This is a genomic window from Kitasatospora sp. NPDC024654, from assembly GCF_055559155.1.
This window is the reverse complement of record NZ_JBVHLF010000100.1, coordinates 5,910-22,555: the sequence shown is the minus strand read 5'-3', so window position 1 is coordinate 22,555 and position 16,646 is coordinate 5,910. Positions and strand designations below refer to the sequence as shown.

Genomic DNA, 16,646 nt, shown 5'->3' with positions numbered 1-16,646 from the left:
GTCTACGCGCTGCGAACGCTGCGCGGAGCAGTACGGCCGAACCTCTTCACCTGGCTGCTGTGGGCCCTCTCACCGCCCCCCCCCCCCCCCCCCCCCGCCACCCCCCACCCCCCCCCCCCCCCCCCCCCCCCCCCCCCCCCCCCCTCCGCCGCCCCCCCCCCCCCCCCCCTCCTCCCCCCCCCCCCCCCACCCCCAGGTCCAGGTGGCGATCCGCTCCGGGGACACCCCCGCGGCCGATCGCCGCCGCTTCCAGAGCCACCCGCCGGACATCCTGATCACCACCCCCGAGTCGCTCTTCCTGCTGCTCACCTCGGCCTCCCGGGAGGCGCTGCGCGGAGTCGACACGGTGATCCTGGACGAGGTGCACGCCGTCGCCGGCACCAAGCGCGGCGCCCACCTGGCGCTCAGCCTGGAGCGGCTGGACCAGCTGCTGGACCGCCCGGCCCGGCGGATCGGCCTGTCCGCCACGGTCCGCCCGGTGCAGGAGGTGGCCCGCTTCCTCAGCCCGCTGCGCGGCGCCACCGTGGTCCAGCCACCTTCCGCCAAGCGGTTCGACCTCTCCGTGGTCGTCCCGGTCGCCGACCTGGCCGAGCTGGCCCCGGCCCCGGTGGCCGACGACCCGGCTCGGCACTCCTCGATCTGGCCGCACGTCGAGGAGCGGATCGTCGACCTGGTCCAGGCCCACCGCTCGACCATCGTGTTCGCCAACTCGCGCCGGCTGGCCGAGCGGCTGTGCAACCGGCTGAACGAGATCGCGCTGGAACGGGACGGACGGCCCGCAGCCGAGGCGCACGCCCCGGCGCAGCTGATGGGCGGCTCGGGCGCCGCCAAGGGCGCGCCGCCGGTGCTCGCCCGGGCCCACCACGGCTCGGTCTCCAAGGAGCAGCGCGCCCAGGTGGAGGAGGACCTCAAGGCCGGCCGGCTGCCCGCCGTGGTCGCCACCTCCAGCCTGGAGCTCGGCATCGACATGGGCGCGGTCGACCTGGTGGTGCAGGTCGAGTCGCCGCCCTCGGTGGCCTCCGGGCTGCAGCGGGTCGGCCGGGCCGGGCATCAGGTCGGCGCGGTCTCCACCGGTGTGGTCTTCCCCAAGTTCCGCGGTGACCTGGTGCAGTCCGCGGTGGTGACCGAGCGGATGCGGGCGGGGCGGATCGAGGCGCTGCGGATCCCGCGCAACCCGCTGGACGTGCTCGCCCAGCAGCTGGTCGCGATCACCGCCCTCGACTCCTGGGACGTCGAGGAGTTGCTCGCCCTGGTCCGCCGGGCCGCGCCGTTCGCCGGCCTGCCGCGGTCCGCCTTCGACTCGGTGCTCGACATGCTGGCCGGCCGCTACCCCTCGGACGCCTTCGCCGAGCTGCGCCCGCGGCTGGTCTGGGACCGCGTCGCGGGCACCGTCACCGGGCGCCCCGGCGCCCAGCGGCTGGCCGTCACCTCCGGCGGGACGATCCCCGACCGCGGCCTGTTCGGTGTCTTCATCGTCGGCGCGGACCCGAAGAAGGGCGGCGGCCGGGTCGGCGAGCTGGACGAGGAGATGGTCTACGAGTCCCGGGTCGGCGACGTCTTCACCCTGGGCACCAGCTCCTGGCGGATCCAGGAGATCACCCACGACCGGGTCATGGTCACCCCGGCCCCGGGCGTGCCGGGCCGGCTGCCGTTCTGGAAGGGCGACGCGCTCGGCCGGCCGCTGGAGCTGGGCCGGGCGCTCGGCGCCTTCGTCCGCGAGCTGGGTGGCCTGCCCGAGCCGCAGGCGCACGCCCGGCTGCTCGCCGCCGGGCTCGACGACTGGGCGGCCGGTAACCTGCTCGGCTACCTGACCGAGCAGCGCCAGGCCGCCGGCCACCTGCCGGACGACCGGACGATCGTGGTCGAGCGCTTCCGCGACGAGCTGGGCGACTGGCGGATCGTCATCCACTCCCCGTTCGGCGCCCAGGTGCACGCCCCATGGGCGCTGGCCCTCGGCGCCCGGCTGCGCGAGCGGCACGGCCTGGACCCGCAGGTGATGCACGGCGACGACGGCATCGTGCTGCGACTCCCGGACGTCGATCTGCTCGACTTCCCGAGCGACGCGACCACCGCCGCCCCCGACGAGGCACCCGTCGGCGCCGACGCCGTGCTCTTCGACCCCACCGAGATCGAGCAACTGGTCACCGACCAGGTCGGCGGCTCCGCGCTGTTCGCCGCCCGGTTCCGCGAGTGCGCGGGCCGGGCCCTGCTGCTGCCCCGGCGCAGCCCCGGCCGGCGGACCCCGCTCTGGCAGCAGCGCCAGCGCGCCGCCCAGCTCCTGGAGGTCGCCTCCGAGTTCGGTTCCTTCCCGATCGTGCTGGAGGCCGTCCGGGAGTGCCTGCAGGACGTCTTCGACGTCCCCGGCCTGGTCGAGCTGATGTGCGACCTCGAATCGCGCGCCGTCCGCCTGGTCGAGGTCACCACCCCCGAGCCCTCCCCCTTCGCCCGCTCACTGCTCTTCGGCTACGTCGCCCAGTACCTCTACGAGGGCGACTCCCCGCTCGCCGAGCGCCGGGCCGCCGCCCTGGCGCTGGATTCCCGGCTGCTCGGCGAGCTGCTCGGCCAGCCCGAACTGCGCGAGCTGATCGACCCGGCCGTGCTGGCCGAGCTGGAGGCCGAGCTCCAGCGGCTCACCCCGGACCGCCGGATCAAGGACACCGAGGGCCTGGCCGACGCGCTGCGGCTGCTCGGCCCGCTCTCCACCGAGGAGCTGGCTGCCCGCGGCGCGGACCCGGACTGGGCCGCCGAACTCCAGGCCGCCCGCCGGGCCGTCTCGGTCCGGATCGCGGGCGAGCAGCGCTGGGCCGCGATCGAGGACGCCGGCCGGCTCGGCGACGCGCTCGGCACCCCGCTGCCGGTCGGCATCCCCGAGGCCTTCACCGAGCCGGTCCGCGACCCGCTGGGCGACCTGCTGGCCCGGCACGCCCGCACCCACGGCCCGTTCACCGCGCACCAGGCCGCCGCCCGGTTCGGCCTCGGCGCCGCCGTGGTCGCCGGCGCGCTGCACCGACTGACCGCCACCGGGCGGCTGGTCCAGGGCGAGTTCCGCCCGGTCGAGGCGGGCGGCGGCGGCGAGACCGAGTGGTGCGACGCCGAGGTGCTGCGCCGGCTGCGCCGTCGCTCGCTGGCCGCCCTCCGGCAGGAGGTCGAGGCGGTGCCGCCGCGCGCGCTGGCCGCCTTCCTCCCCCAGTGGCAGCACCTGGGCGGCCACCGGTTGCGCGGCGTGGACGGCCTGCTCCGGGTGGTCGAACAGCTCCAGGGCGCCGCCCTGCCCGCCTCGGCGTTGGAGCGGCTGATCCTGCCCGCCCGGCTGACCGACTACCGGCCCGAGCTGCTGGACGAGCTGATGGCCTCCGGCGAGGTGGGCTGGTCCGGCGCCGGCGCGCTGCCCGGCAAGGACGGTTGGCTCAGCCTGCACCTGGCCGACGCCGCGCATCTGCTGCGCCCCGACCCGCTCCCGCTGACCCGGACCCCGCTGCACGAGGCGCTGCTGGACGCCCTCTCCAGCGGCTACGGCCTCTACCTGCGCCAGCTGGCCGAGCGGGTGCCGGACACCCCGCCGGCCGAGCTGGCCGCCGCACTCTGGGATCTGGTCTGGGCCGGCTACGTCAGCAACGACACGCTGGCCCCGCTGCGCGCCCTGCTCGGCTCGGGCCGGACGGCGGGCGCCACCGCCCACCGCGCGCCGCGGGCCGTGCCACGCGGCCGCTACGGACTGCTGGGCCGTTCCCCGGCCCGGCCGGCCGACCCGACGCTGGCCGGCCGCTGGTCGCTGCTGGCCGAGCCGACCGCCGACCCGACCGTCCGGGCCGCCGCCCAGGCCCAGCTGCTGCTGGACCGGCACGGCGTGCTCACCCGTGGCGCGGTCCAGGCCGAGCGGCTGCCCGGCGGCTTCGCCGGCGTCTACCGGGTGCTGTCGGCCTTCGAGGAGCGCGGCCGGGCCCGCCGGGGCTACCTGGTGGAGGGGCTGGGCGGCGCGCAGTTCGCGCTGGACGGCGCCGCGGACCGGCTGCGCTCGGTCAACGGCCGGTTGGAGCGCGCCGCCGGCCCGGAGTGGACGGGCTCACCGGCGGGGGGCCGCGAGCCGGAGGTCCAAGTGCTGGCCGCCGCCGACCCGGCCAATGCCTACGGCGCCGCGCTGCCCTGGCCCGAGCCGCCGGGCGAGCAGGCGACGGCCCACCGCCCGGGCCGCAAGGCCGGCGCGCTGGTGGTCCTGGTCGATGGGGCGCTGACGCTCTACGTGGAGCGCGGCGGCAAGTCGCTGATGTCCTGGGCCGAGCAGCCCGAGGTGCTGGCCGTGGCGGTGCAGGGGCTGGCCGGGGCGGTCCGGCAGGGGCTGCTGAGCAGCGTGACGGTCGAACGGGCGAACGGCGAACCGGCGCTCACCTCAGCGCTGGGCACCGTCCTGGAACAGGCCGGTTTCCACCCCACCACTCGCGGACTGCGGATGCGGAGCTAGCCCCGCCCGGGGCGCCCGGCGCTGCGGCCCGCTGAGCCGGTGGTCGCTGTGTATCGGGAGCACGCCGAGCCCCCAGCCGGCGAGCGTCAGCAGCCCGAGCACGGTGGCGGTTCCGCCGGCCGGCAGACCGCCACCCAGCACCAACCACCAGCACAACCCGCTCAGCAGGGTGGTCACCACCCACTGGCGCGGGGTACGCGCGGCGAACGGTCGGCCTCGGCCACCCGGGCCTATTCGGCCCGAGGGCCCGCCGTCGACGGAGCGGCGCATCCGCGCCCCCTTCTCTCGACCCCCCACTGCAGGGCGAGGTCAGGCAGCGACCACGTCCACGGCCGCGGCCTTCGGAGTGATCGAGCTCATGCGGTCGCCCGGGGCCGGCAGCGGTACGGGCTCCAGCACCGGACGCAGCAGGTCGCCCTCGGAGAGCGAGGCCATCGCCGCGAGCTCGGCCAGCGACAGCTCGTCGCTCACCTCGCGCATGACCTCGGACATCCGGACGTCCAGTGCGTCGCAGATCGCGGAGAGCAGTTCGGAGGAGGCCTCCTTCTGCCCGCGCTCGACCTCGGAGAGATAGCCGAGCGAAACTCGTGCGGCGGCCGACACCTCGCGCAGTGTGCGGCCCTGGCGCTGGCGCTGCCGACGCAGCACGTCACCCAAGAGGCGACGGAGCAGGATCATCGGTGGCTCCCTCCTCGGACTGCGGATCGAGATGTCACGACCCCACCGTACCGCCTTGCCCGCTTCGTGTGCGGGGACCGTGGTCGTGTTCACTCTGGGCTGCAAGCGATCCCCTTCCCCTGTTGTTCCCGCCCCTGCCCCGGGCACGCCCCACTCGGAGCGCGTGGGACGCGGTGTTCCCGAACCCTCCGACGACGACGATCGGCCCGTCGGCCGCGTGGTTCTCACCCCGTCCCCCCGATTCTCCCTGTTCGGCAAAGCTTCAGCGCGGTGTGGTGGCTTCCGCCGCCTCGATCTCGACCAGCGACCGGGCCAGGAAGAACTCCAGCGCCCCGGTCACCGCCATCTGACGGATTGTGGCACGGTCACCGGACAGCCGGGGCGATCTCGCCGCACTTCCGCTCGGACCGGCGAATCCAAGGTGTACCGTGCCGGCCGGCTTCCCGTCCTGCGGTCCGGGTCCGGCCACCCCGGTTGTGGCAAGTCCGAAGGTGGCGCCGAACAGGGTGCGAACCCCCTCGGCCATCTGTCGGGCCACCAGCGGGTGGATCGGCCCGTGCACCGCGAGCAGGCCCTCGTCCACGCCGAGCAGCGAGGCCTTGAGCTCGGTGGCGTAGGCGGTGATCGAACCCCGGAAGGTCTCCGAGGCCCCCGGCACCTCCACCAGCTGGGACGCCAGCATGCCCCCGGTCAGCGACTCGGCGACCGCCAGCGTCGCGCCCGCCCCGCGGAGTTCCGCGTGCACCTGTTCGGCGAGGGTGTAGTAGTCCGTCATCCGCTCTCCTTGGCCTTCGCCAGCCCTTCCCGGCGCAGCCGGACGGCCTGGCGCACGTAGTCGGCGCCGGTGCCGACGGTCAGGACCACCGCCAGCCCGATCACCACCGCGCGCCCGGTGGCCAGCCAACCGGTCAGCGGAAGCACGTACATGCCGACCGCGATCCCCTGGGTCAGGGTCTTGAGCTTGCCGCCCCGGCTGGCCGGGATCACGCTGTAGCGGATCACCCAGAACCGCATCAGGGTGATACCCAGTTCTCGCGCCAGGATCACCGCGGTGACCCACCAGGGCAGGTCCCCCAGGGCGGAGAGCCCGACCAGCGCCGCCCCCATGATCGCTTTGTCGGCGATCGGGTCGGCGATCTTGCCGAAGTCGGTCACCAACCCCTTGCGACGGGCGATCTCGCCGTCGAACAGGTCGGTGATCATGGCGATCGCGAAAGCCGCCCAGGCCACCGCGCGCCACTTGGGGTTGTGCCCGCCGTCGGCGAGGAGCAGCAGGGTGAAGACCGGCACCAAGGCCAGCCGGAGCATCGTCAGCAGGTTGGCGAGGTTCCACAGCGACGGCTCCGACCGCTGCGCAGCCCCGTTCCGGGCCGGGCGGGCCGCCGCCGGGCTGCCCGGCCCGCCGGTCATGCCGCGGCCACCTGACGGCAGAGCTCGATCGCCTCGGCGACCAGGTCGACGCCCTCCGAGGCCACCACGCGGGCCCGGTAGAACTGGCCGACCTCGGCGCCGGACGCCCCGGTCAGCGTGGTCAGGCCGTCCGTCTCGGGGGCCTGGTGGGCCGCCCGGCCCTCCACCAGGTCGCCCTCGACCGACTCGACCAGCACCTCGATCTCGGTGCCGATCCGCTGCTCGGCGCGCTGGGCGGTGAGCTCCTCGGCCAGCTTCGACAGCCGGGCGAGCCGGTCGGCCACCACGTCCTCGGGCAGCTTGCCGTCGTAGCCGGCCGCCTCGGTGCCGTCCTCGTCGGAGTAGCCGAAGACGCCGATCGCGTCCAGGCCGGCGTGCGTGACGAAGCGTTCCAGCTCGGCGAAGTCCTCCTCGGTCTCGCCGGGGAACCCGACGATGAAGTTGGAGCGGGCACCGGCCTGCGGGGCCTTGTCCCGGATGGTCTTCAGCAGCTCCAGGAACTGGTCGGTGCTGCCGAACCTGCGCATCCGGCGCAGTACGGCCGGCGCCGAGTGCTGGAAGGAGAGGTCGAAGTAGGGCACCACGTCGGCGGTGCCGGTCATCGCGTCGATCAGGCCGGGCCGCATCTCGGCGGGCTGCAGGTAGCTGACCCGCACCCGCTCGACGCCGGGCAGCCCGGCGATCTCGCCGAGCAGCGTCTCCAGCAGCCGGATGTCGCCCAGGTCCTTGCCGTACGAGGTGTTGTTCTCGCTGACCAGGACAATCTCGCGGACGCCCTGGCCGGCCAGCCACTGCGCCTCCTGCAGCACGTCCGAGGGCCGGCGGGAGATGAACGAGCCGCGGAAGGCCGGGATCGCGCAGAACGAGCAGCGGCGGTCGCAACCGGAGGCCAGCTTGACCGAGGCCACCGGGCTGTCGTCCAGCCGCTTACGCAGGGTGCGCGGCCCGGAGGCGGGGGCCAGCCCCTCGGGCAGGTCCGCCGGGCTCCCGTGTCCGGGCAACGCGACCTCGGTGGCCGCGGCCTGTCGCTCGACTGGGGTCAGCGGGAGCAGCTTGCGGCGGTCCCGCGGCAGGTGGGCGGCGTGGTGGCCGCCGGAGAGGATGGTCTGCAGGCGGTCGCTGATGTTCGCGTAGTCGTCGAAGCCGAGCACCCCGTCGGCCTCGGGCAGCGCGTCGGCCAGCTCCTTGCCGTACCGCTCGGCCATGCAGCCGACCGCGACCACGGCCTGGGTGCGGCCGTGACCCTTGAGGTCGTTGGCCTCCAGCAGCGCGTCCACCGAGTCCTTCTTGGCGGCCTCGACGAAGCCGCAGGTGTTGACCACGGCGACATCGGCCTCGGCGGCATCGTCGACCAGCTGCCAGCCATCGGCCTCCAGTCGCCCGGCGAGTTCCTCGGAGTCCACCTCGTTGCGGGCGCATCCGAGCGTGACAAGGGCGACAGTACGGCGTTCAGGCATAGGGCCAAGATTAACGCGCGGCCCACGGTGCCGTTTCCCCCGGAGGCCGCACGTTCGGGATTCGCCGGTCCGCAGGGTCTCAGCCGGCCTGCGGGTCGCCCGGGGTGTAGGTCAGGTGGGCCACCTCGCCGTCCTTGCCGGCGGCGCCGAGGTCCTTGCCGTTGACGTACAGGTGTACGGCCGAGGCGTTGCCGATCACCAGCTTGATCTGCTTGGGATCGGTGAAGGTCTGGTCCTTGCCCTCGTCCAGGTTGTTCTGGAAGAGCGAGTTCCCGCTGCCGTCCATCGCGGTGACCCAGCTGGTGCCGGTCTCGGCGACCAGCTTGACGGTGACCTTGTCGGCCGGGGCGGCGGCGATCGGGGCCGCGCTGGACGCCGGCGCGGGCGGCTGGTTGCCGGCCGGGGACGCGGCCGGCGCGGAGGCGGCGGCGCTGGGGGTCGGGGCGTTGATCGAGCCGGCGGCGATCCGGTGCGGCTTGCCGGTGAGCACGTTGAAGCCGATCAGGGCGATCACCGCGAGGATGGCCAGCACCATGGCGATCGTCCAGTTCGGCCGACCACCGTGGTCGGCCCGGATCCGGCGGGCCTCCAGCGCGGCCACCGGGGCGAGCGGGATCGGCTCGTCGGTGTGGGTCGCCTGGTAGCGGGCGACCAGGGCGTCGCCGTCGGCGCCGACCGCCCGGGCGAGCGCCCGCAGGTGCCCACGGACGTAGAAGTCCCCGCCGCAACGGGTGAAGTCGTCCTCCTCGATGGCGTGCACGATCGGCACCCGGACCCGGGTGGCGACGCTCACCTCATCCACCGTGAGGCCCGCGTTCAGCCGGGCGGTGGCCAGGGTGCGGCCGATGCCGGAGCCCTCGTCCCGCGGCCCGGCAGGTTCCTGGGGCTCGACACTGGCGGAGGCACTGGCGGAGGCGGCGGACCGGCGGTTGTCGCGGGGGGAAGAGCCGAGAGTCACTGGGCACGCCTTTCGAGCGGGGGCCAGTTGCTGGAAGAACAGTCTAGGGGGGCAGGTGAATCGTTTCTCAAGCGGAACTCGACCGAACGCGCAACCAAACACGCGGATGGGGTCAGCGGCTCCGCCGGATCGCTGACACCCGTTCAGCCCAGCGGGTCACCCCCGGATCGTGGCCAGCACCCCGTCCAGCTCGTCCGGCTTGACCAGGACGTCGCGCGCCTTGGACCCCTCGCTGGGGCCCACGATCCCGCGCGACTCCATCAGGTCCATCAGCCGACCGGCCTTGGCGAAGCCGACCCGCAGCTTGCGCTGCAGCATCGAGGTCGAACCGAACTGGGTGGAGACCACCAGCTCGGCCGCCTGGATCAACAGCTCCAGGTCATCACCGATCTCCTCGTCGATTTCCTTCTTCGGTCCGCCACCGACCACCACGTCGTCCCGGTAGACGGCGGCCAGCTGGTCCTTGCAGTGCTGGACCACCGCGGCGATCTCCGCCTCGGTGACGAAGCCGCCCTGCATCCGGACCGGCTTGCTCGCGCCCATCGGCAGGAAGAGCGCGTCGCCCTTGCCGATCAGCTTCTCGGCGCCGGGCTGGTCCAGGATGACCCGGGAGTCCGCCATCGCCGAGGTGGCGAAGGCCAGCCGGGACGGCACGTTGGCCTTGATCAGACCGGTCACCACGTCCACCGAGGGCCGCTGGGTGGCGAGCACCAGGTGGATGCCGGCCGCTCGGGCCAGCTGGGTGATCCGGACCACCGAGTCCTCGACGTCCCGGGGCGCGACCATCATCAGGTCCGCCAACTCGTCAACGATCACCAGCAGGTACGGATACGGCGTCAGCTCCCGCTCGCTGCCGAGCGGCGGAGTGACCTTGCCGGCCCGTACCGCGGCGTTGAAGTCGTCCACGTGCCGGAACCCGTACGCCGCGAGGTCGTCGTAGCGCAGGTCCATCTCGCGGACCACCCACTGCAGCGCCTCGGCCGCCTTCTTGGGGTTGGTGATGATCGGCGTGATCAGGTGCGGGATGCCCTCGTAGGCGGTCAGCTCGACCCGCTTGGGGTCGACCAGGACCATCCGGACCTCGTCCGGGGTGGCCCGGACCAGGACGGACGTGATCAGGCAGTTGATGCACGAGGACTTGCCCGCGCCGGTGGCGCCGGCGACCAGGATGTGCGGCATCTTGGCCAGGTTGGCCATCACCGTGTGGCCCTCGACGTCCTTGCCCATGCCGACCAGCATCGGGTGGTCGTCCTCGGCCGCGGCGCGCGAACGCAGCAGGTCGCCGAGGTTGACCATCTCCCGGTCCCGGTTGGGGATCTCGATGCCGACCGCCGACTTGCCGGGGATCGGGCTGATGATCCGGACGTCCGGGCTGGCCACCGCGTAGGCGATGTTCTTCGCCAGCGCGGTGATCCGCTCGACCTTGACGGCCGGGCCGAGCTCGACCTCGTAGCGGGTGACCGTCGGGCCCCGGGTGAAGCCGGTGACCCGGGCGTCCACCTTGAACTCGGCGAAGGTGCTGGTGAGCTGGGCCACCACGTCGTCGTTGATCTTGCTGCGGGCCTTGGCCGGGCCGCCGCGCTCCAGCAGGTCCAGCGGGGGCAGCGCGTAGCTGACGTCACCGGAGAGCTGGAGCTGCTCCATCCGGGTCGGGGCCGGCGTGGCGTCGGCGGGCGCGCCGGCCGCAGCGGTGCGGGCGGGCGGCACGGCCGGCTCCTCCGGCTGCGCCGTCCGGTCCTGCACCTGGTGCATCACGCTGGCCACCGCCGGCGAGGCGGGCACCCCGTAGAGCAGCGCGCCGTCCAGGTCGGCGGCCACTCCGGCGGCCAGGTCGCGGGTCTGGAACGGGTCCTTGACGAACATGTCGGGCACGGCCGGCTCCAGCTCCGGCTCGTCCACCTGCTTGCGGCGGCCGCGCCGGCGCCGGCGGGCGGCCACCTCGTCCTGCGGGTCCTGCTCGCCGTCGACGGTGTACGGCAGCGCCTCCGGGTCGGCGTCCTCCGGCGGGTCGGTGGAGAGCTCACGGTCGCCGGTGCGGTACTCCCCGTCCAGCTCGTCGGCCAGGCTCGGCTCGACCACGCCGAGCCGCTCACCGAGCAGCCGCAGCCGCTCCGGGATCCGGTTCACCGGGGTGGCGGTGACCACCAGCAGGCCGAAGAAGGCCAGCAGCAGGAGCAGCGGGACGGCCAGCGGCGGACCGGCCGCGGCCATCATCGGGGTGGAGACGGCCCAGCCGAGGATGCCGCCGGCCTCCCGGATCCGGGTCGCGCCGCTCTGCATGCCGGGTGCGCCGCAGCCGATGTGGACCAGGCCCAGGACGCCGATCACCAACGTGCTCAGCCCGATGACGATCCGTCCGTTCGCCTCCGGCAGCTCGGGGTGGCGCAGCAACCGCACCGCGATGCCGAGCAGCAGCAGCGGGACCAGCACGTCCAGCCGGCCGAACAGCCCGGCGACCACGCTGGTGGCGACCGAGCCCAGCCAGCCCTGCGGGCTGAACCACGTCCCCGCCGCGGTGACCAGCGCCAGCCCCAGCAGCAGCAGCCCCAGCCCGTCCTTGCGGTGGGACGGGTGCAGGCCCTTGGCGCCGTCGCCCACCCCGCGGAAGAGCGCGCCCACGCTGTGCGCCATGCCCAGCCAGCAGGCCCGCACCGCGCGGAACAGGAACGGCTGCCGCGCGGACGCCCGGCTCGCGGCCGGCGCGGTGACGGGCCGGCGGCCGGCCGGCTTGGGCGCGGCGGCCTTCGCCGGGGTCTGGGCCGGGGCCTTGCCCGCGGCCGACTTCTTCGCGGGCGCCTTCCTGGGCGTGGTCTTCTTCGCCGGGGCGGCCTTCTTCGCCGGTCCCGGGCTCGGGGTGCGTGCCGCGCTTCCGGGCGTACGTGTGGCCATGGGACCAGAGCCTACCGGCGGTCCGGACCGCTGGACATGTGACCGACCGCCGTGCCCCTCGCGTGTCGCCACGCCGGCCGACACACCGTCACCGGGGTGCGGATTCACCCCGGCGGCTCAGCCGTGACGCCGGCTCAGGCCGGGTCGGCCCCCGGCCGCAGCGCCTCCAGCGCGGCCCGCAGCCCGGCCAGCTTGCGCTCCAGGTGGGCGGCGGTGGCCGCGGCGCCGGCCTCCGGCGACTCGTCCAGCTGCTTGCTGAGCGCCTCGGCCTGTTCCTCCACCGAGGCCAGCCGGGCGGACAGCTCGGCGAGCAGCGGCTCGGCCGACTCCTTGCCCTGCCGGTCGTCCTCCAGCTGCAGCCGCAACAGCGCGGCCTGCTCCTTGAGCTGGCAGTTCTTCATGTAGAGGTCGACGAAGACGGAGACCTTGGCGCGCAGCACCCAGGGGTCGAAGGGCTTGGAGATGTAGTCCACGGCGCCCGCCGCGTAACCGCGGAAGGTGTGGTGCGGGCCGTGGTTGATCGCGGTCAGGAAGATGATCGGGATGTCCCGGGTGCGCTCGCGGCGCTTGATGTGGGCGGCCGTCTCGAAGCCGTCCATGCCGGGCATCTGAACGTCCAGCAGGATCACCGCGAAGTCGTCGGTGAGCAGCGCCTTGAGCGCCTCCTCGCCCGAGACGGCGCGGACCAGCGTCTGGTCGAGCGCGGAGAGGATGGCCTCCAGAGCCAGGAGGTTCTCCGGCCGGTCGTCGACCAGGAGGATCTTCGCTTTCTGCACCACGACCCGCCCTCCTGCCGAATAGCCCGCCTGTTTTCCGAGCGACGGCACCCGTGTACCACCCACCACCGACCCGGTCATGCTAGCCGCACCCCCTTGCCCAGCCCTATCGGATGGTCACAACAGACGCGTTTGGCATCTGCCGCACCAGAGGCCGCGGCACCGGCCTGCACACCGTCGCCACCCGGTTACTGTTCGCAACGATGAGTGACCCTAGCGGGTTCCCGGTGCGGCCCGCCAGTAAACGCCGTTCCCCGGCCGCCGCTAACGCGCCCCCAGCCACTGCCGCATCACCCCCAGCAGATGGTCGGTGTCGACCGGCTTGGTGACGTGGTCCGAGGCGCCCGCCTCGATGCTCTTCTCCCGGTCGCCCTTCATCGCCTTGGCGGTCAGCGCGATGATCGGCAGTCCGGCGAACTGCGGCATCCGACGGATCGCCTCGGTGGTCGCGTAGCCGTCCATCTCCGGCATCATGATGTCCATCAGCACCAGCGCGACGTCCTCGTGCTGCTCCAGGACCTCGATGCCCTCGCGCCCGTTCTCCGCGTACAGCACGGTCAGCCCGTACTGCTCCAGCACGCTGGTGAGCGCGAAGACGTTGCGGATGTCGTCGTCGACGATCAGCACCTGCTCGCCGTCGAAGCGCCCGTCGAAGGCCGGCCCCGCACCGGCCCGCGGCGCCGGGCTCTCCTCGGAGCGAGCCGGCGGCACCGGCTCGGCGGCGGCCGCCCGACGCCGCTCGGCCGCGTCCCGACGGCGCTCCTGGGCCAGCTCACGGACCTCCTGAGCCCAGTGGTCGGCCGGGTTCTCCCCGACCGGCACCGGCAGACCGGTCGGCGTCACCCCGACCGCGGCGCGCAGCGTCCCGGGACGGCCCGCCGGCAGCCCGGCCGGCGTGCCACCGCGCTCCAGCGAGATACCCGGAGGCTCGCTGCGCAGCGGCAGGTAGAGCGTGAAGGTGCTGCCCTTGCCCAGTTCGCTCTCGGCGTGGATCTCGCCGCCGAGCAGCCGGGCGATCTCCCGGCTGATCGACAGACCGAGGCCGGTCCCGCCGTACTTGCGGCTGGTGCCGCCGTCAGCCTGCTTGAAGGCCTCGAAGATCTCCCGGAGCTTGTTGCCGGGGATCCCGATCCCGGTGTCGGTCGCCGAGAAGGCGACCAGCCGGGCATCCGGGTCCTTGATCTGGCCGGACTCCAGCAGCTGCTCGCGGACATGTTGCGGGACGTCCGGCCCGGCCGGCTCGATGACAAGCCGGACGGCGCCGCTGTCGGTGAACTTGACCGCGTTGGAGAGCAGGTTGCGCAGCACCTGCTGGAGGCGCTGCTCGTCGGTGTGCAGGGTGACCGGCAACGCGGGCGAGACGGTGACCGTGAAGTCCAGCCCCTTGTCGGCGGTCAGCGGGCGGAACGCCGCCTCCACGTAGTCGGTCAGCTGGACCAGCGCGATCTTCGCCGGGCGGACGTCCATCTTGCCCGCCTCGACCTTGGACAGGTCCAGGATGTCGTTGATCAGCTGGAGCAGGTCGGAGCCGGCGCCGTGGATGGTGTCGGCGAACTCGACCTGCTTCGGCGAGAGGTTGCCCTCGTTGTTGTCGGAGAGCAGCTTGGCGAGGATCAGCAGCGAGTTGAGCGGGGTGCGCAGCTCGTGCGACATGTTGGCGAGGAACTCGCTCTTGTAGCGGGAGGCGAGGGCGAGCTGCTCGGCGCGCTCCTCCAGGACCTTGCGGGCCTCCTCGATCTCGCTGTTCTTGATCTCGATGTCACGGTTCTGCTGGGCGAGTTGCTCGGCCTTCTCCTGCAACTCCTCGTTGGTGCGCTCCAGCTCCTCCTGCCGGGCCTCCAACTCGGCCGAACGCATGGAGAGTTCGGCGGTGAGCCGCTGGGACTCCAGGAGCAGGCCCTCGGTCTTGGTGTTGACGCTGATGGTGTTGACGGTGACGCCGATCAGGTCGGCGATCTGGTTGAGGAAGTCCATCACCACGGTGGTGAAGGAGCTGAAGGTGGCCAGCTCGATCACCCCGAGCAGCCGGCCCTCGAACAGCACCGGCATCACCACCACGTGCGCCGGCGCGGCCTCGCCCAGGCCGGAGGCGATCCGCAGGTAGCCGGGCGGGGTCTCGGTCAGGCTGATCGGTCGCTTCTCCACCGCGGCCTGGCCGACCAGCGACTCGCCGGGGCGGAACGTGGTCGGCATCGAGCGCCGCTGGTAGCCGTAACTGCCGATCAGACGCAGCACGGTGTCGCTCTCGTCGTCGTCCTCGGTGATCATCTCGGCGGTCCGGCCGGCCGGTTGGGCCAGGAAGAACGCGCCGTGCTGGGCGGAGACCACCGGGGTCAGCTCGGTCATGATCAGTGAGGCGACCGCCTCCAGGTCGCGGCGGCCCTGCAACAGGCCGGAGAACCGGGCCATGTTGGTCTTGAGCCAGTCCTGCTCCTGGTTGGTGCGGGTGGTCTCGCGCAGGTTGGCGATCATCTGGTTGATGTTGTCCTTGAGCTCGTCGAGCTCGCCGGACGCGTCCACGTCGATCCGCAGCGACAGGTCACCGCGGGTCACCGCGGTGGCCACCTGGGCGATCGCGCGGACCTGCCGGGTGAGGTTGTTGGCCAGCTCGTTCACCGACTCGGTGAGGTCCTGCCAGGTGCCGTCCACGCCCGGCACCCGGGCCTGACCGCCCAGTCGGCCGTCGGTGCCGACCTCGCGGGCCACCCGGGTCACCTCGTCCGCGAAGGCGGAGAGCTGGTCCACCATCGTGTTGATGCTGGTCTTGAGCTCCAGGATCTCGCCGCGCGCGTCGACGTCGATCTTCTGTGACAGGTCGCCGCGGGCCACCGCCGTGATCACCAGGGCGATGTTGCGGACCTGGCCGGTCAGGTTGCTGGCCATCTGGTTGACGTTGTCGGTCAGGTCCTTCCAGATGCCGGCCACGCCGGGGACCTCGGCCTGGCCGCCCAGGATGCCGTCGGTGCCGACCTCGCGGGCCACCCGGGTCACCTGGACGGCGAAGGCGCTCAGCTGGTCCACCATCGTGTTGAGCGTGCCGGCCAGCGCCGCCACCTCGCCCTGCGCCTCGATGGTGATCTTCTTCGAGAGGTCACCGCGGGCCACCGCGGAGGCCACCTCGGCGATGTTGCGGACCTGGCTGGTCAGGTTGGACGCCATGAAGTTGACGTTGTCGGTGAGGTCCTTCCAGATCCCCGAGACCCCGCGCACCCTGGCCTGACCACCGAGGATGCCCTCGGTGCCGACCTCGCGGGCCACCCGGGTCACCTCATCGGCGAACGCGCTCAGCTGGTCCACCATCGTGTTGACGGTGGTCACCAGCTCCAGGATCTCGCCACGGGCATCGACGGTGATCTTCTTGGAGACGTCCCCGAGCGCCACCGCCGTGGTCACCTCGGCGATGTTGCGCACCTGGCTGGTCAGGTTGTTGGCCATCAGGTTGACGCTGTTGGTGAGGTCCTTCCAGGTGCCGGAGACCCCGGGGACGCTCGCCTGGCCGCCCAGGATGCCCTCGGTACCGACGTCCCGGGCCACCCTGGTCACCTCGTCCGCGAAGGCGGAGAGCTGGTCGACCATGGTGTTGATGGTGTTCTTCAACTCCAGGATCTCGCCCCGGGCGTCCACCTGGATCTTCTGCGAGAGATCGCCCCGGGCCACCGCCGTGGTCACCTGCGCGATGTTCCGCACCTGATCGGTCAGGTTGTTGGCCATGAAGTTCACCGAGTCGGTGAGATCACGCCACACCCCCGCCACACCCGGCACCTGCGCCTGACCACCCAGCCGGCCCTCGGTCCCCACGTCCCGCGCCACCCGAGTCACCTGCGCGGCGAAGGCGGAGAGCTGGTCGACCATGGTGTTGATGGTGTTCTTCAACTCCAGGATCTCGCCCCGGGCGTCCACCTCGATCTTCTGCGAGAGATCACCCCGGGCCACCGCCGTGGTCACCTGCGCGATGTTCCGCACCTGATCGGTCAGGTTGTTGGCCATGAAGTTCACCGAGTCGGTGAGATCACGCCACA

10 protein-coding genes are annotated in these 16,646 nt (G+C 72.8%); 1 reads left to right on the top strand and 9 read right to left on the bottom strand.

The window, feature by feature from the left end:
- Positions 1–202 precede the first annotated feature (202 nt).
- Complete coding sequence (locus ACZ38L_RS33790; protein ID WP_465700735.1) at positions 203–4,459, top strand: ATP-dependent helicase; 4,257 nt, start codon at positions 203–205, stop codon at positions 4,457–4,459.
- On the opposite strand, the gene ACZ38L_RS33785 is transcribed toward ACZ38L_RS33790, so the two are convergent.
- The 9 genes from ACZ38L_RS33785 to ACZ38L_RS33745 form a co-directional block, all read right to left on the bottom strand.
- Positions 4,388–4,729, bottom strand: a complete 342-nt coding sequence (locus ACZ38L_RS33785) for a hypothetical protein (RefSeq protein ID WP_465700733.1) — start codon at positions 4,727–4,729, stop codon at positions 4,388–4,390. The genes ACZ38L_RS33790 and ACZ38L_RS33785 overlap by 72 nt on opposite strands.
- Positions 4,730–4,768: 39 nt before the next feature.
- Positions 4,769–5,137 carry a helix-turn-helix domain-containing protein gene (locus ACZ38L_RS33780; protein ID WP_396566132.1) on the bottom strand — a complete coding sequence of 123 codons (369 nt, stop codon included), beginning with the start codon at positions 5,135–5,137 and terminating at the stop codon, positions 4,769–4,771.
- A 262-nt stretch (positions 5,138–5,399) separates the two neighbouring features.
- A complete protein-coding gene (locus tag ACZ38L_RS33775; protein WP_465700727.1) occupies positions 5,400–5,912 on the bottom strand; it encodes a CinA family protein in 513 nt (170 codons plus the stop codon).
- Positions 5,909–6,547 carry a CDP-diacylglycerol--glycerol-3-phosphate 3-phosphatidyltransferase gene (gene pgsA / locus ACZ38L_RS33770; protein WP_465700722.1) on the bottom strand — a complete coding sequence of 213 codons (639 nt, stop codon included), beginning with the start codon at positions 6,545–6,547 and terminating at the stop codon, positions 5,909–5,911. The genes ACZ38L_RS33775 and pgsA overlap by 4 nt, the downstream gene beginning before the upstream one ends.
- Positions 6,544–8,004: a 30S ribosomal protein S12 methylthiotransferase RimO gene (gene rimO, locus ACZ38L_RS33765; protein ID WP_465700718.1), complete on the bottom strand. Its 1,461-nt coding sequence runs from the start codon at positions 8,002–8,004 to the stop codon at positions 6,544–6,546. The genes pgsA and rimO overlap by 4 nt, the downstream gene beginning before the upstream one ends.
- Positions 8,005–8,083: 79 nt before the next feature.
- Positions 8,084–8,962: a helix-turn-helix domain-containing protein gene (locus ACZ38L_RS33760; RefSeq protein WP_465700715.1), complete on the bottom strand. Its 879-nt coding sequence runs from the start codon at positions 8,960–8,962 to the stop codon at positions 8,084–8,086.
- Between the two features lie 156 nt (positions 8,963–9,118).
- The gene (locus tag ACZ38L_RS33755; RefSeq protein ID WP_465700712.1) at positions 9,119–11,851 is read right to left on the bottom strand and encodes a DNA translocase FtsK; all 2,733 of its coding nucleotides are present in this window, start codon (positions 11,849–11,851) and stop codon (positions 9,119–9,121) included.
- A gap of 134 nt (positions 11,852–11,985) precedes the next feature.
- On the bottom strand, positions 11,986–12,630 hold the full coding sequence (locus ACZ38L_RS33750; protein ID WP_396566143.1) for a response regulator: 645 nt from the start codon (positions 12,628–12,630) through the stop codon (positions 11,986–11,988).
- Positions 12,631–12,891: 261 nt separating this feature from the next.
- Positions 12,892–16,646, bottom strand: a 3,755-nt coding sequence (locus ACZ38L_RS33745) for a HAMP domain-containing protein (protein ID WP_465700708.1), incomplete at its 5' end; no start/stop codon positions are given.

Excerpts from the sequence above, each read along its gene's own strand:
- ACZ38L_RS33785 (WP_465700733.1), bottom strand. The coding sequence starts at position 4,729 with ATGCGCCGCTCCGTCGACGGCGGGCCCTCGGGCCGAATAGGCCCGGGT.
- ACZ38L_RS33780 (WP_396566132.1), bottom strand. The coding sequence starts at position 5,137 with ATGATCCTGCTCCGTCGCCTCTTGGGTGACGTGCTGCGTCGGCAGCGC.
- ACZ38L_RS33775 (WP_465700727.1), bottom strand. The coding sequence starts at position 5,912 with ATGACGGACTACTACACCCTCGCCGAACAGGTGCACGCGGAACTCCGC.
- pgsA (WP_465700722.1), bottom strand. The coding sequence starts at position 6,547 with ATGACCGGCGGGCCGGGCAGCCCGGCGGCGGCCCGCCCGGCCCGGAAC.
- rimO (WP_465700718.1), bottom strand. The coding sequence starts at position 8,004 with ATGCCTGAACGCCGTACTGTCGCCCTTGTCACGCTCGGATGCGCCCGC.
- ACZ38L_RS33755 (WP_465700712.1), bottom strand. The coding sequence starts at position 11,851 with ATGGCCACACGTACGCCCGGAAGCGCGGCACGCACCCCGAGCCCGGGA.